The organism is Pseudomonas sp. DW-iso17 (genome assembly GCF_058725345.1).
Map to the genome: position 1 here is coordinate 26,452 of NZ_JBZXEA010000021.1, position 14,938 is coordinate 41,389.

At 62.7% G+C, this 14,938-nt stretch carries 12 protein-coding genes; 7 read left to right on the plus strand and 5 right to left on the minus strand.

Going from position 1 to position 14,938, the window contains the following annotated elements:
* The first annotated feature begins 2 nt into the window (after positions 1 to 2).
* The 7 genes from AC4PS6_RS14605 to AC4PS6_RS14635 all read left to right on the plus strand — a co-directional run bounded on the left by AC4PS6_RS14605 (position 3) and on the right by AC4PS6_RS14635 (position 9,574).
* Entirely contained in the window at positions 3 to 1,262 is a 1,260-nt protein-coding gene (locus tag AC4PS6_RS14605; protein WP_058410327.1) for a DUF3426 domain-containing protein, read from the plus strand.
* Between the two features lie 185 nt (positions 1,263 to 1,447).
* Complete coding sequence (dusB, locus tag AC4PS6_RS14610; RefSeq protein WP_003188182.1) at positions 1,448 to 2,461, plus strand: tRNA dihydrouridine synthase DusB; 1,014 nt, start codon at positions 1,448 to 1,450, stop codon at positions 2,459 to 2,461.
* Positions 2,458 to 2,778 (plus strand): DNA-binding transcriptional regulator Fis, encoded by a 321-nt coding sequence (fis, locus tag AC4PS6_RS14615; RefSeq protein WP_002555375.1) that lies wholly within the window; start codon positions 2,458 to 2,460, stop codon positions 2,776 to 2,778. The genes dusB and fis overlap by 4 nt, the downstream gene beginning before the upstream one ends.
* A gap of 82 nt (positions 2,779 to 2,860) precedes the next feature.
* A complete protein-coding gene (gene purH, locus AC4PS6_RS14620) occupies positions 2,861 to 4,468 on the plus strand; it encodes a bifunctional phosphoribosylaminoimidazolecarboxamide formyltransferase/IMP cyclohydrolase (protein ID WP_014716728.1) in 1,608 nt (535 codons plus the stop codon).
* Positions 4,469 to 4,593: 125 nt separating this feature from the next.
* On the plus strand, positions 4,594 to 5,886 hold the full coding sequence (gene purD, locus AC4PS6_RS14625) for a phosphoribosylamine--glycine ligase (RefSeq protein ID WP_492180868.1): 1,293 nt from the start codon (positions 4,594 to 4,596) through the stop codon (positions 5,884 to 5,886).
* A 116-nt stretch (positions 5,887 to 6,002) separates the two neighbouring features.
* Complete coding sequence (locus AC4PS6_RS14630; RefSeq protein WP_019818278.1) at positions 6,003 to 8,777, plus strand: hybrid sensor histidine kinase/response regulator; 2,775 nt, start codon at positions 6,003 to 6,005, stop codon at positions 8,775 to 8,777.
* Between the two features lie 200 nt (positions 8,778 to 8,977).
* Entirely contained in the window at positions 8,978 to 9,574 is a 597-nt protein-coding gene (locus AC4PS6_RS14635; protein WP_003171467.1) for a MarC family protein, read from the plus strand.
* On the opposite strand, the gene AC4PS6_RS14640 is transcribed toward AC4PS6_RS14635, so the two are convergent.
* The 5 genes from AC4PS6_RS14640 to cobG form a co-directional block, all read right to left on the minus strand.
* Positions 9,571 to 10,350 carry a hypothetical protein gene (locus AC4PS6_RS14640; protein WP_032904016.1) on the minus strand — a complete coding sequence of 260 codons (780 nt, stop codon included), beginning with the start codon at positions 10,348 to 10,350 and terminating at the stop codon, positions 9,571 to 9,573. The two genes, AC4PS6_RS14635 and AC4PS6_RS14640, sit on opposite strands and share 4 nt — an antisense overlap.
* Positions 10,351 to 10,586: 236 nt before the next feature.
* A complete protein-coding gene (gene cobJ / locus AC4PS6_RS14645) occupies positions 10,587 to 12,224 on the minus strand; it encodes a precorrin-3B C(17)-methyltransferase (RefSeq protein ID WP_133634014.1) in 1,638 nt (545 codons plus the stop codon).
* Positions 12,224 to 12,955 (minus strand): precorrin-2 C(20)-methyltransferase, encoded by a 732-nt coding sequence (locus AC4PS6_RS14650; protein ID WP_014716723.1) that lies wholly within the window; start codon positions 12,953 to 12,955, stop codon positions 12,224 to 12,226. Before AC4PS6_RS14650 ends, cobJ begins: the two co-directional genes overlap by 1 nt.
* Positions 12,955 to 13,581, minus strand: a complete 627-nt coding sequence (locus AC4PS6_RS14655; RefSeq protein ID WP_014716722.1) for a precorrin-8X methylmutase — start codon at positions 13,579 to 13,581, stop codon at positions 12,955 to 12,957. The genes AC4PS6_RS14650 and AC4PS6_RS14655 overlap by 1 nt, the downstream gene beginning before the upstream one ends.
* A complete protein-coding gene (cobG, locus tag AC4PS6_RS14660) occupies positions 13,574 to 14,920 on the minus strand; it encodes a precorrin-3B synthase (RefSeq protein ID WP_492180869.1) in 1,347 nt (448 codons plus the stop codon). Before cobG ends, AC4PS6_RS14655 begins: the two co-directional genes overlap by 8 nt.
* Between the last annotated feature and the right edge of the window lie 18 nt (positions 14,921 to 14,938).

Genomic DNA, 14,938 nt, shown 5'->3' on the forward strand with positions numbered 1-14,938 from the left:
GCATGACCGACAGTTTCGTCACCCAGTGCCCACATTGCCAATCGCGTTTTCGCGTCAACCACGCTCAGCTGAGCGTGGCTCGCGGCGTGGTGCGTTGCGGCTCGTGCCTGCAAGTATTCAACGCCGCTCGCCAGTTGCTGGAGCAACGGGCCCAGGCGTCTGCGCCGGAGCCTGAAGTGCCGACCACCGCCGAGCCGGCCGCCGAACCGACTGTCGAAATGCCTCCCCCGCCACCGCGGGCCATCAGCCAGAAGCAGTGGACGGCCGAAGAGCTGGACCTGGATAACCTGGACAAGGAACTGGCCAGGCTGGAACGTCGCGAGATCCAGCACACCCAGGCAGTGGGCGCAGAACGTCGCCAGCCAGGCGCCGACCGTCGGCAAAAGGAAGAGTCCTTCAGTGCCAGCCGCGACACGGTCAAGGCCGAGGAAGAAAAATGGGCGGCCAGCCTGTTCAGTGAGCCACCCGAAGAGCGTGCACAGGCACCAGAAGAAGAGCCCGAGCCGGTTAAGGCACCTGCGTCCAAACAGCGCACCGAACCGTCCATGTCTGCCCACGTCGACGAACTCGATGACGAACCAGCTCTGCACGCCACTACCGTGGATGACGACCTCGACCCGCCGCTGACACCCACCCGCGACGAGCACGATGAGCCTGAACCCGAAGACCGCGCGTTCGCGCGACGCAAGCGCGCGCGAACGGAGGCCGGTGTACACGATGAGTTGCTCCAGGACCTGGAAGACGACCCCCTGCACCTGTATGCGCAGAAGCGTCCGTCAGGCTGGGGTCGCCGTCTGCTCTGGATATTGTTGGTCGTACTCGCCGCCGCCGGCCTGGCCGGCCAGTACATCGCCTACCAGTTCGACGACCTGGCCCGCCAGGACGCCTATCGCCCGTGGTTCCAGACGCTATGCCCGAAACTGGGGTGCACCGTGCCATCGCGGGTCGACATTACCCATATCAAGAGCAGCAACCTGGTGGTGCGCAGCCACCCCGAGTTCGCCGGGGCACTGGTGGTGGATGCCATCCTCTATAACCGCGCGACCTTCTCCCAGCCCTTCCCACTGCTGGAGCTGCGCTTTGCGGACTTGAACGGCAGCCTGATTGCCAGTCGTCGCTTCAAGCCCGCCGAATACCTGAGCGGCGAGTTGGCCGGCGTGAGCGAAATGCCCTCCCAGACGCCAATCCACATCTCCCTGGACATCCTGGACCCCGGCAACAAAGCCGTGAATTACAGCCTGAGCTTCCATTCACCCGAGTGAAACGGCGCGCCCACCGAGGTTTGACGGCGGATTATTGACTTGGCCATCGTCAACCAAACCGATGGCGATAAAAAAATAACTGTTCAGATTTTATCCAATTCAGCCTTTAACCCGTCATCGAGAGCGGGTATCATGCCAACCCTTTTTCGAACTCTAATGATCCGGCCCCACAACAGGGAAGTCCTATGTCGGCGGTACGCATCGGCCCATACACATTGCAGAACGGCTTGATCCTCGCCCCGATGGCGGGTGTCACCGACCAGCCCTTTCGTCAGCTGTGCAAGCGTTTGGGCGCGGGTCTAGTAGTCTCTGAAATGGTTACCAGCGACATGAGTTTGTGGAACACCCGCAAGTCGCGGATGCGCATGATCCACGAAGGTGATCCCGAGCCACGCTCGGTGCAGATCGCCGGTGGCGATGCGCAGATGCTGGCGGATGCAGCCCGGGCCAATGTGGAGCTGGGTGCACAGATCATCGATATCAACATGGGCTGCCCGGCCAAAAAGGTCTGCAACAAGGCCGCCGGTTCCGCGCTGTTGAAAGATGAGCAGTTGGTCGCCGAGATCCTGCAGGCCGTTGTCGGCGCAGTAGATGTACCGGTGACCCTGAAGATTCGTACCGGTTGGGACCGGGACAACAAGAATGGCCTGACGGTGGCGAAGATCGCTGAACAGGCTGGTATTGCAGCGCTGGCGGTGCATGGCCGCACCCGCGCCGACCTTTACACCGGTGAAGCCGAGTACGACACCATTGCCGCGATCAAGCAGGCCGTGTCGATGCCCGTCTTTGCCAATGGCGACATCGACAGTGCCGAGAAAGCCCGGCGCGTGCTGCACGCGACCGGTGCCGATGGTTTGTTGATTGGCCGGGCCGCCCAGGGGCGGCCGTGGATTTTTCGTGAAATCGAGCATTTCCTGCGTACTGGTGAAGTCTTGCCGGCACCAGAGTTGGTCGAGGTGGAACGTATTCTGCTAGAGCATCTGGCCGCCCTGCACGCCTTCTATGGGGACGTGATGGGAGTACGCATTGCTCGCAAGCATGTCGGCTGGTATCTCGCCACCTTGCCGGGCGCCAAGGAATTCCGCGCTCAGTTCAATCGTTTGGATGAAACGCAGGCACAGGTCGCCACCGTTCGTGAGTTCTTCGCCGGACGCGACAAGAGCCTGGGAACAGGGGATGGAGAAGGGGTGGCCGCATGACGATGATGACCGAGACTTTAGTGAGTGGAACAACACCCGTGAGCGACAACGTCAATTTGAAACAGCACCTCAACACGCCGAGCGAAGAAGGCCAGACCCTTCGCGGGAGTGTCGAGAAGGCGCTGCACAATTATTTCGCCCACCTTGAGGGCGCTTCCGTCACGGATGTGTACAACCTGGTGCTCTCCGAAGTCGAGGCGCCCTTGCTCGAAAGCGTGATGAACTACGTCAAGGGCAACCAGACCAAAGCCAGTGAGCTGCTGGGCCTCAACCGTGGCACCTTGCGCAAAAAGCTCAAGCAGTACGATTTGCTGTAAGCATTCAATCAAACCAGAAAGGCGCCCGCGTAAAACCGGTCGCCTTTTTTGCTGACTTCCTTTGCTTTTGATGGAAATTGAGATGACCGACCAGACCACCCGCCTGCCGATCCGCCGTGCCTTGATCAGTGTTTCCGACAAGACCGGGATCCTTGAATTTGCCCGGGAGCTGGAAGCCCTGGGTGTGGAAATCCTCTCCACGGGCGGGACCTTCAAACTGCTGCAGGACAACGGCGTGGCCGCAGTGGAAGTCGCGGACTACACCGGTTTCGCAGAAATGATGGACGGTCGCGTCAAGACCCTACACCCGAAAATCCACGGCGGCATCCTTGGCCGTCGCGGCATCGACGACGCCATCATGACCGAGCACGGCATCAAGCCGATCGACCTGGTGGCCGTTAACCTCTACCCGTTCGAAGCCACCATCAACAAGCCAGGCTGCGACCTGCCGACCGCCATCGAAAACATCGATATCGGCGGCCCGACCATGGTGCGCTCGGCGGCCAAGAACCACAAAGACGTGGCCATCGTGGTCAACGCCAGTGACTACGCCAACGTCCTGGAAAACCTCAAGGCCGGTGGCCTGACCTACGCCCAGCGCTTCGACCTGATGCTCAAGGCGTTCGAACACACCGCCGCCTACGACGGCATGATCGCCAACTACATGGGCACCGTGAACCAGGCGGCTGACACCCTCAGCACCGAAGGCCGCAGCCAGTTCCCGCGCACCTTCAACAGCCAGTTCATCAAGGCCCAGGAAATGCGCTACGGTGAGAACCCGCACCAGAGCGCGGCGTTCTACGTGGAAGCCAAGCCTGCCGAAGTGGGCATTGCCACCGCGACCCAACTGCAAGGCAAAGAACTTTCCTACAACAACGTGGCCGATACCGACGCCGCGCTGGAATGCGTGAAGAGCTTCGTCAAACCGGCCTGCGTGATCGTCAAGCACGCCAACCCGTGCGGCGTGGCCGTCAGCCCGGACGCTGAAGGCGGTATCCGCCAGGCGTACGAACTGGCCTACGCCACCGACACCGAATCCGCATTCGGCGGCATCATTGCCTTCAACCGCGAACTGGATGCCGAGACCGCCAAGGCCATCGTCGAGCGCCAGTTCGTCGAAGTGATCATCGCCCCAAGCGTCAGCGAAGAAGCCCGCGCCATCGTCGCCGCCAAAGCCAACGTGCGCCTGCTGGCCTGTGGCGAGTGGTCGGCAGACCGCGCCGCGGCCTGGGACTACAAGCGCGTCAATGGCGGCCTGCTGGTACAGAGCCGCGACATCGGCATGATCGGCAGCCAGGACCTGAAAGTCGTGACCAAGCGCGCGCCGACCGAGCAAGAGATCAACGACCTGATCTTCGCCTGGAAAGTGGCCAAATACGTCAAGTCCAACGCCATCGTGTACGCCAAGAACCGCCAGACCATCGGTGTCGGCGCTGGTCAGATGAGCCGCGTGAACTCGGCGCGTATCGCCGCGATCAAGGCTGAGCACGCCGGTTTGCAGGTGGTGGGTTCGGTGATGGCTTCCGATGCATTCTTCCCGTTCCGTGATGGCCTGGACAATGCTGCGAAAGCCGGTGTGACTGCCGTGATCCAACCAGGCGGTTCGATGCGTGATGCAGAAGTCATCGCCGCCGCTGATGAAGCTGGCATTGCGATGGTCTTCACCGGCATGCGCCACTTCCGCCACTGATTGATCGTTCCCACGCTCCGCGTGGGAACGCAGCCAGGGACGCTCCGCGTCCCTCGGACGCAGAGCGTCCGTAGAGGCATTCCCACGCAGAGCGTGGGAACGATCATCCTAACGAGGTTTTTGAAATGAATGTTTTGATCATTGGCAGCGGTGGCCGTGAACACGCCCTGGCCTGGAAAGTAGCCCAGGACCCACGCGTGCAGAAAGTCTTCGTGGCCCCCGGCAACGCCGGCACCGCCATCGAAGCCAAGTGCGAAAACGTCGCCATCGACGTGCTGGCCCTGGAGCAACTGGCAGATTTTGCCGAGAAGAATGTTTCCCTGACCATCGTCGGCCCGGAAGTGCCACTGGTGGCAGGCGTCGTCGATCTGTTTCGCAACCGTGGCCTGGACTGCTTCGGGCCTACCGCGGGCGCCGCCCAGCTGGAAGGCTCGAAAGCCTTCACCAAGGACTTCCTGGCTCGCCACAAGATCCCCACGGCCGACTACCAGAACTTCACCGAGATCGAGCCGGCCCTGGCTTACCTGCGTGAGAAAGGTGCACCGATCGTGATCAAGGCCGATGGCCTGGCTGCCGGTAAAGGCGTGATCGTCGCCATGACCCTGCAGGAAGCCGAAGACGCCGTGCGCGACATGCTCGCCGGCAATGCCTTTGGTGACGCCGGCTCGCGGGTGGTCATCGAGGAATTCCTCGATGGCGAAGAAGCCAGCTTTATCGTGATGGTCGACGGCAAGAACGTATTGCCGATGGCCACCAGCCAGGACCACAAGCGCGTCGGCAACGGCGACAGCGGCCCGAACACCGGCGGCATGGGTGCCTACTCCCCGGCACCCGTCGTAACCGCCGACGTGCACCAGCGCGTCATGGACCTGGTGATCTGGCCAACCGTGCGCGGCATGGCGGATGAAGGCAACGTATACACCGGTTTCCTCTATGCCGGCCTGATGATCGACAAAGCAGGTAACCCCAAAGTCATCGAGTTCAACTGCCGCTTCGGCGATCCGGAAACCCAACCGGTGATGCTGCGCCTGCAATCGAGCCTGGTGCTGCTGGTGGAAGCCGCCCTCGCCCAGGCCCTGGACAAGGTCGAAGCGCAGTGGGACCCACGTCCTAGTGTTGGGATTGTGCTGGCGGCCGGTGGCTACCCTGCCGACTACGCCAAGGGCGATGTGATCGAAGGCCTCGACGCCGCCGCTGCGCTGGAAGGCAAGGTGTTCCATGCGGGCACCGCGCTCAAGGACGGCAAAGTTGTAACCGCCGGTGGCCGCGTATTGTGCGCCACCGCGATGGGTGCCAGTGTCGATGCCGCGCAACAACAGGCCTACAAACTGGCGGCGAAAATCGACTGGAAAGGCTGCTTCTACCGCACCGACATTGGCTACCGTGCCATTGCCCGCGAACGTGGTGAGAACAACTGAGCAGCTACACTTGCAGTAGCTATCCGTTCGGTTAGGTAAGGGCCTTTGGCCCTTGCCGTACCCTGTCGCCCCGCGCATAGTTAACCCGTGCATCCACCTACCGAAGGGATTTCGCCGTGCGCTGGCTCAGGATCGCCATAGGTTTCACAATCAGTCTACTGACCCTGCTCTGCTTGCTACCGGCCCAGGCCGCCGCACAAGGCAGTGGCTGGGCGGTATTGCTTGATGAACAGGCCGACCTGCAACTGAGCGACATCCGTTCCGCCCGCTATACCAATCAATTCAGCCCCATCGAACTGGACCGGATCACTGCCGCGCAGCCGGACGGTGCGTTGTGGGTGCGCTTCAGGCTGCAACCCGGCAAGCACGAACAAGTGCTGCGGGTGTTTGCCCCGGACCTGTCCAGCCTGAGCCTGTACGTGCTGGACGGCGACACCCTGGTGGAGCAGCAAATCACCGGCACTCGCCAACCCCAGGCTGAGCGCCCGTTGCCCAGCAGTGACTTCATGTTACCGATGCCCCAGAGCCCGCGGCCCCTGGAGGTGTATTTGCGCCTGGTCTCGGAACACGAACTGCGCCCTTACATCACCCTGGAACCGGCGGTGCTGGCCGCTGCCAACCAGAACCAGACATTGATCTACGGTCTGCTGTTCGGCGTGCTGTCGATGCTGATCCTGCACAACCTCACGCGCTTCGCCTACCACCGCTCGCGCAGTAGCCTGTGGCTGGCCGCGTGCGAATTCCTGTTGATGCTCAGCCTGGCGCTACTGCTCAACCTGGTGGGGCCGTGGCTGCCGAACTGGCACGCGATCCAGACCCCTGGCGCCTACCTGGCCCTGCTGCTGACTGCACCCTGCGGGTTGATGTTTGCCTACCGCTTTTTCATGCCACTGGGCCCGCATCCGCTGAACAAAGTGTTGATGGCGGACATCCTGCTGATCGTCCTGTGCGGCTTGCTGTTGTTGTTCGTCAACACCTTGCCGCTGAACATCATCACCTATGCCCTGGTCGCGCTGGCGGGCCTGAGCATGCTGTTCGTCTCGGCCTATCACTGGCAAAAAGGCTACCGCCCGGCGCGCTTGTTCGTGGCGGCCATGGTGGTGTTCAACATCGGCACGCTGATCATCCTGCCCGCCCTGCTCGGCCTCACCCTGGTGGCGCCACAAGGCCTGATCGTCACCCTGCTGAGCTTTATCTGCCTCAGCGGCCTGCTGATGAGCCTGGCCCTCGGCGAGCGCCAGCGCGCCATTGTCGAAACCCGCTTCAGCCTGAGCCGCGACCTGGCGGCCAGCAACGCCGAAATCGCCGCCAAGGCCGAGTTCCTGGCGAAGATCAGCCACGAAATCCGCACGCCCATGAACGGTGTGCTGGGCATGACCGAGTTACTGCTGGGCACGCCGTTGTCGGTGAAGCAACGCGACTATGTGCAGACCATCCACAGCGCCGGTAACGAGTTGCTCACCCTGATCAACGAAATTCTCGACATTTCCAAGCTCGAATCCGGTCAGATCGAACTGGATGATGTGCAGTTCGACCTCAATGCATTGATCGACGACTGCCTGAGCATCTTCCGCGCCAAGGCCGAGCAGCAGAATGTCGAGCTGATCAGCTTTATCCAGCCTCAGGTGCCACGGGTGATCAGCGGTGATCCGACGCGACTGCGCCAGGCGCTGCTGAGCCTTTTGGAAAACGCCCTGCACAAAACCGATGAAGGCGAAGTGCTGATCGTCGTCGCCCTGGATGAGCGCAGCCCCAAGCCACGCCTGCGCATTGCCGTGCAAGACAGCGGCGTACCCATGGAAGCCGCCGAACGCGACGCCCTGCTGCACAGCGAACTGCACAGCAAGAACTTCCTCTCGGCGACGCGCTTGAGCGGCCACCTGGGCCTGGTCATTGCCCGCCAATTGATCCTGTTGATGAACGGCGAGTTCGGCATCAAAAGCGGCAGTCACCAGGGCAGCACCCTGTGGCTGACCCTGCCCCTGGACCCGGAACGCCTGGAGCATCCGACCAGCGACCTCGACGGCCCGCTCAAGGACGCCCGCGTACTGGTGGTGGACGATAACGACACCTGCCGCAAAGTGCTGGTGCAGCAGTGCACGGCCTGGGGCCTGAACGTCAGCGCCGCGCCTTCGGGCAAGGAGGCCCTGGCGCTGCTGCGTACCAAAGCGCACCTGCGTGATTACTTTGACGTGGTGCTGCTGGACCAGAACATGCCCGGCATGACCGGCATGCAACTGGCGGCGAAGATCAAGGAAGATCCGAGCCTGAACCACGACATACTGCTGATCATGCTCACCGGCATCAGTAACGCGCCGAGCAAGATCATTGCGCGCAACTGTGGGATCAAGCGCATTCTCGCCAAGCCAGTAGCGGGTTATACCCTCAAGACCACCCTGGCCGATGAGCTGACCCAGCGCAGCAAAGGCGCCCTCGTTGCACGCCCGGCCCCCAGCGCACCGGCAGCCATTACCGTGCCCAGCGATTTCCGCATCCTGGTAGCCGAAGACAACAGCATCTCCACCAAAGTGATTCGCGGCATGCTCGGCAAGCTCAACCTCAACCCGGACACCGCCAGCAACGGCGAAGAAGCGCTGCAGGCAATGAAAGCCCAGCGTTATGACCTGGTATTGATGGACTGTGAGATGCCGATCCTCGATGGTTTCTCCGCCACGCAGCAACTGCGGGCGTGGGAAATCAGCCATCAACGCGTGCGCACGCCGGTGGTGGCGCTTACCGCGCATATCCTGTCGGAACACAAAGAACGCGCACGCCAGGCGGGCATGGACGGGCATATGGCCAAGCCGGTGGAACTGTCGCAACTGCGCGAGCTGGTGGACTACTGGGTGGCGCAGCGCCAACAGCGCCCTGAGCACAGCACCCTTTCCTGATGATCGTTCCCACGCTCCGCGTGGCAACGCCGCCCGGTAAGCTCCGCGTCCTGCTTGAACGCGACGCAGAGCGTCACTGGATGCATTCCCACGCAGAGCGTGGGAACGATCAGCAGAGCGCGGGAACGATCAGCCAGCTCCCACATTTGATCTGTGTCGGATAGACTCCTCCACACTTTCCCCGCCCGCGAGCCGCGCCCATGCTCCATGTGTTGTTCAGCGTTTACCTGAAGATGCTGGTGCTCTACAGCCCGTTCTTTGTGCTGTCCTGCTTTATCAGCCTGACCCGTGGCTACTCCAGCAAGGAGCGTCGGCGCCTGGCGTGGAAAGTTGCACTGGCCACCCTGGTATCGAGCGTGTTGCTCTACCTGTTCGGTCGGGTAATTTTCAGCGTGTTCGGCATTACCGTGGATGCGTTCCGTATCGGCGCCGGCAGCGTGTTGTTTATCTCCGCATTAGGCATGGCTCAGGGCAAGTCGGCGGTGCAGACCGACAACGTGCAGCAGGACGTGACCATCGTGCCGCTGACCATCCCGCTCACCGTCGGCCCCGGCACCATTGGCGCCTTACTGGTGATGGGCGTCAGCCAACCGCACTGGGACGATAAGCTCACCGCCATCCTCAGTATTGCCCTGGCCAGCCTGACAGTGGGCGTGGTGCTGTACCTGTCCAACCGTATCGAACGCATTCTCGGCGACCAGGGCTTGCAGATTGTCAGCCGGTTGATGGGCCTGTTCGTCTGCGCCCTGGCCGCGCAAATCATTTTTACCGGGGTACGCGGCTACCTGGTGCCCTAGATCCGGTATTTGGCGATAGCCATTTCCACTTTGTCACCGGCGCTTTCGCGCATCAGTTGGATGGTTTTCTCGTTGACCATCGAGGTACTGAGCACCAGGCAAGTCTGCCCGCTGAAGGCCTCGAACGAGGAGCTGTCCCACTCCAGGAAGGGCAGGCCCACCTGTTTATCCACACCATGGGTGCTGTAGGTCACCAGCACCATGATCAACTCGCCGTCTGTTTCAGCGCAGGAGGCCAGGCCGAAATCGCCGCCCTCACGCACCGCGCAATTGCGCTTGAACAGCTCGAAAGACGCTGGCTGGCGCTTCAGTGTGTCCAGCGCATCGGCGGCCAGCTTTGGCAATGCGCTGAGCAGTGGCCCGGACAGCGCCGTCGACGTCAGCATCGAGGCGATGATATTCAGCGCCGCCAGTTGCACCGTCAGGCCCTTGCCCGCACGCGAGACTCGCTCAAAGCGACTGCGCAGCGGCAGCCACCCCAGGCTGACCATCACCTTGATAAATTCCTCGTACCACGCCTCGCTGCCTCGCTGGACGTTCAGCACATCGCTCACATAACTGCTGGCCAGCAGATAGCTTTTGCGCACGTATTCCCGATTCAACGCCGACAAGCCTTCGGCAAACGAAATCACGCCGTTGTTGACCACGGCCGCATTGCAATCATCCTCGCTATCCAACACTGCCGTGGCCTGCCTGGCAGGTGCGCCCGGTAACTTGTAGGCGGCAATCAACTTGCGCCTTTTTTTGCTGTTGATCCTTTTGTGACGTCGCTCCATTTTCTGTTCTCCACAAGCACCCCACATGGGGCTTGCTTCCACACTAGTCCAGGGAGCGGCGGGGTTTCCATGCGACAAACATCCCTTGGCCTGCCCCGCCCAAAACCAGCGTCCAGCAATGACAAGGCGCGGCGGGCAGGCGTGCGGTTTTCATCGCATAAAAAAGAAAAAGCTCCGAACAACGCCAGGGGAATCCCTGGGATATTCGGAGCTTTCCGGCAGCCAACGGGGCTGTTTCAGGAGTTGGGTTTGTTGCCATACCAACGTGGCGTGTACACCCACTCGCCGCCACCCGCACGCGGGAACACACAAGTGGTGGATGAACCGATCAGTACCATGGTGCGCATGTCCACCTGCTCGGGCGTCAGTTGCCCCAAGGTGGTGACGCGCAGTGTCTGGCCTGGGCGGCCGATGTCACGGCCCAGCACCACTGGCGTCTGTGGCGTGCGATGCAGCGCGACGATTTCCAGGGCGCGCCCCAGTTGCCAAGGCCGCGACCGCGAGATCGGGTTGTAGAACGCCAAGGCCAGGTCGGCCTGGGAAGCCAGGTCCAGGCGTTTTTCGATGATAGACCAAGGCTTGAGGTTATCCGACAGCGACATCACACAGAAGTCATGCCCAAGCGGCGCGCCTGCCTGGGCGGCGGTGGCCAGCGAGGCGGAGACCCCTGGCAGGATTTCCAGGTCGACCTGATGCCAGGCCGGCTCGCTGGACTCGTGCAGCGCCTCGATCACCGCCGCGGCCATGGCGAATACACCCGGGTCACCAGAGGACACCACCACCACCGAGCGGCCTTGCGCAGCTAGCTCGAAGGCGTGGCGGGCGCGCTGCATTTCTTCGCGGTTGTCGGTGCAGTGTTGCACTTGATCGTCACGGAATGGCCCGGCCATGCGCACGTAGGTTTCATAGCCCAGCACATCGGTGCAACGCGCCAGTTCCGCCTTCACCGCCGGCACCATCAGTTCTGCGGCGCCGGGGCCCAGGCCAATCACCGCCAGCCGCCCGCGCGGGCGCCCAACCTGTGACAGGTCCAAGGGCTGCTCGGCCACGGTAATACTGATGTCCGCAACGGGTGTCAGCGCGGCAAAGCGCAACGGTACACCCAAGGCCGACGCGGCCTCATGCAAGGACGCGTCAGCCATCTGCAGGTCGCTGGCCAGCAAGCAGGCCAGGGATTGCACGGCCACGCCCGCCTCCTGCAACGCCGTGCGCACACGCTCGGCCAATTGCGCACCCGGCCGGCAGGTAACGTAGACATTCTGCGGGTAAATCAGCAACTCGTTGGCTGTCGGTGTGCGCTCGGCACTGCCTACATGAATCGCCAGGCGCGCTTGTTGATCCTGAGGCAGGTTAGCCTCCTCCAGCCATGGCGCCGTGCCTTCGATGCGCACGCTTTCGCCGGCCAGAAGGTCGGAGACAAAGCGTTTGCCCAACTCGATGTCGGCCAGTTGATAACCCGCTGGCGGGTTGAGCAGGCAGGTGCCAAAACGCAACTCGCCGCTGGTGGTGATGGCGGCAGACACGCCAAGTGCTGCGCCAATGTCGCGCGCCATCAGGTTCACGCCACCCAGGCCACCGAGCAACGGCACCACCGCGCTGCCGTCTTCGGCCACGGCCAGCACGGCGGGCTCTTCGCCCTTTTCCAGCAGCAACGGCGCCAGGGTGCGGATCACAATGCCCGCGGCGCACAGGGCAATCAGTGGCGTGCCCTGCTGATAAAGCTGACGCAAGGTCGCGCCGAATTCGCTGTAGGTGCGGTCTGCACCTTCAACCCGTGTGGCCAAACCGTGGATCAACGCGCCGGGGTAAACCTGCTGAAGCTTGCGCGCAGTCGCCAGGCTGCCCTGGCCCAGAATCACAATCGCCGGGGTCATCAACCTTGCCACCGTTCACCGGGCACGATGATCAGTGAGAAATACGGCGACGACATCGGCTCCACCTGATCCAGCGGCACGATCTTCTGGTTGGCCATGGTCGCGCGTTCCACGTACAACGCCCGCTCGGCCAGACCCAGTTCTTCCAACACCTGGCGCACTTTCGGAAAGTTGCGCCCCAGCTTCATGATCACTGCGGCATCGGCGTCCGCCAAGCGGCGCTTGAGATCCTCGTGGGGCAACACGCCCGAGAGCACCGACAAGCTCTGGTTGCGATACACCAACGGCGCGCCGAGTACCGAGGCACCACCGAGCATCGAGCACACGCCTGGAATCACCTCGGCGTCGTAGCGCTCGGCCAGGCGGTCATGCAGGTACATGTAGGAGCCGTAGAAAAACGGGTCACCTTCGCAGATCACCGCCACGTCGCGGCCCGCGTCCAGGTGCGCGGCCACGTCGAGGCTGGCGTTGTCGTAGAAGTCGCTGATCACTTGCTCGTAGGACAGCGGCGCGGGCAGCGCTTCGGTGGTCACCGGGTACACCAGCGGCATCAGGGTCTGTTGCGGCACCAGGTGGTCCTCGATGATGCCGAAGGCGTTGCCCTTCTTGCCCTTGGCCACGAAGTACGCCACCACCGGCGATTCGCGCAGCAAGCGCAGAGCCTTGACGGTGATCAGTTCCGGGTCGCCGGGGCCTACGCCCAGGCCAAGCAAACGTCCGCGCACCTGCATTATTCGACCTCCGTGGCCAGGGCATTGACGGCGGCGGCAGCCATGGCGCTGCCGCCCAGGCGACCTTGCATGATCACGAACGGCACCCCACGGCTGTCAGCGGCGAGCATGGCCTTGGATTCGGCGGCGCCGACAAAACCCACCGGGAAACCGAGGATCAACGCCGGTTTCGGCGCGCCGGCGTCGAGCATTTCCAGCAGGTAGAACAACGCGGTCGGCGCGTTGCCGATCACCACCACACTGCCCTCCAGGTGCGGGCGCCACAGCTCAAGGGCGGCGGCGGAACGAGTGTTGCCCAGCTCCCGCGCCAGCTCCGGCACGCTGTCGTCACGCAGGGTGCAGATCACCTGGTTATTGGCCGGCAGGCGTGTGCGAGTCACGCCTTCGGAGACCATCCGCGCATCGCACAGAATCGGCGCGCCAGCGGCCAACGCGTCACGCCCGGCCTTGCCGGCCCCTTCGGAGAATTGCAGGCCGTCGATGGCTTCGACCATGCCGCACGCATGAATCACCCGCACCGCGAGTTTTTCCAAATCAGCCGGGATGCGGTCCAACTTGGCTTCCGCGCGAATAATGGCGAAGGAGTTGCGATAGATCTCCTGACCGTCGCGGATGTAATCAATCATCGGTGTTGCTCCGTGGACGAGCGCGCAACAGGGCGCCCGCCGCTTCAATGGAAAGAGTGCGCGCGTGCAGCCGGCCAAAACCAGGCTGGGCTGCATCGCGAAAATAGAGGTCGTAGTGGCCGGGGCTCACCGCCAGCAAGGTGACTGGCGCGGTGTGCGCGGCAGCACAGGAGCGCGGGCAGCCGGACAGATGCACCTCAACGCCCGATTGCAGAGCGGCCAGTTGCACGGCGTCGGCCTTGGTGTCGGCCAGGCCTTTTGCGCAGCCGCTGGAACCGGTGCAGGCAATCATGCGCGCCAGCGGGTGGCCGAGCGAGCAGATAAAGCCCAGTTGCGCCAGGCGCTCGGTCACGGCGTGAGGCTTTTCGACGTTGGGCACCAGCACACCTTGCCAGGGGGTGAAGCGCAAGGTGCCGTCCCCATAGTCGCTGGCCAGTTGTGCGGCGCCCTTGAGCATCGTCGGGTCCAGGCGGCCCAAGGGCGCGAGGGCGGCGACGTAGAACTGATTCTTTTGCACTTGTGGATAAGTGCCCACCTGGAGCGACGCGTCGCTGCGCGGGCGTGTGAAGCCGTCGGCTGGCAGCAACGGCAAGCGCAAATGGCTCAATACGTTATCCACAGGCAAATGACGCATACGCGTTTGCTCTGGGGTGGCGAGGTCCAGAAAGGCTTCCAGCACAGCCACTACCAACTCACGGCCTTGGCCCAATGGCACGGCGGCCAGGGGCGCATCCAGGCCCGGACAGCCGGCCAGGCCGAACGCGAGCAGGGTTTCGCCGTGGCGTACGAAGGCCGATAACCACAGGTCGTGGTGATGTTCGAGCATCGCCAGGTCCTCACCACCATCGAGTTGCACCGCGAACTTGGCCGACAACTCATGGAAACGCGGATGGTTCTCCAGAGTGGCGAGGATCTGTGCGGCCAGCGGGCGGGTGTCGAACAGCATCTGCGGGTCGATGCCGGCGCTGGGGCTGAGCATCAGGTTGCGCACGTCGTCACCGCCCGCGTTGCTGGGGCCCAGGCCCGCCGCCAGCAGCCAGGCGATCAACGCCTCCTGCTCGGCGCCGATGCCGCGGATCTGCAGGTTGGCGCGGTTGGTCGCCTCGATCACCCCGCCCGCATACGCCTGGGCCGCGTCCGCCACGGCGTGGGCCTGGGCGGCAGTGATCGCGCCGCCCGCCAATTTGACTCGGCAAATGCCGCCGTCCAACGCCTGCACAATACGCAGCAACCCCGGACAAGCCGAGGGGCGCAAGGTATTCACAGCGGGCGTTGGGTTCACGGGGCTACCGGTTGATGGGCAAAGGCGCGGTATTATGCCTGCTTTGTCCGGCGGCATGAAAAGCCTGCCCGTCGG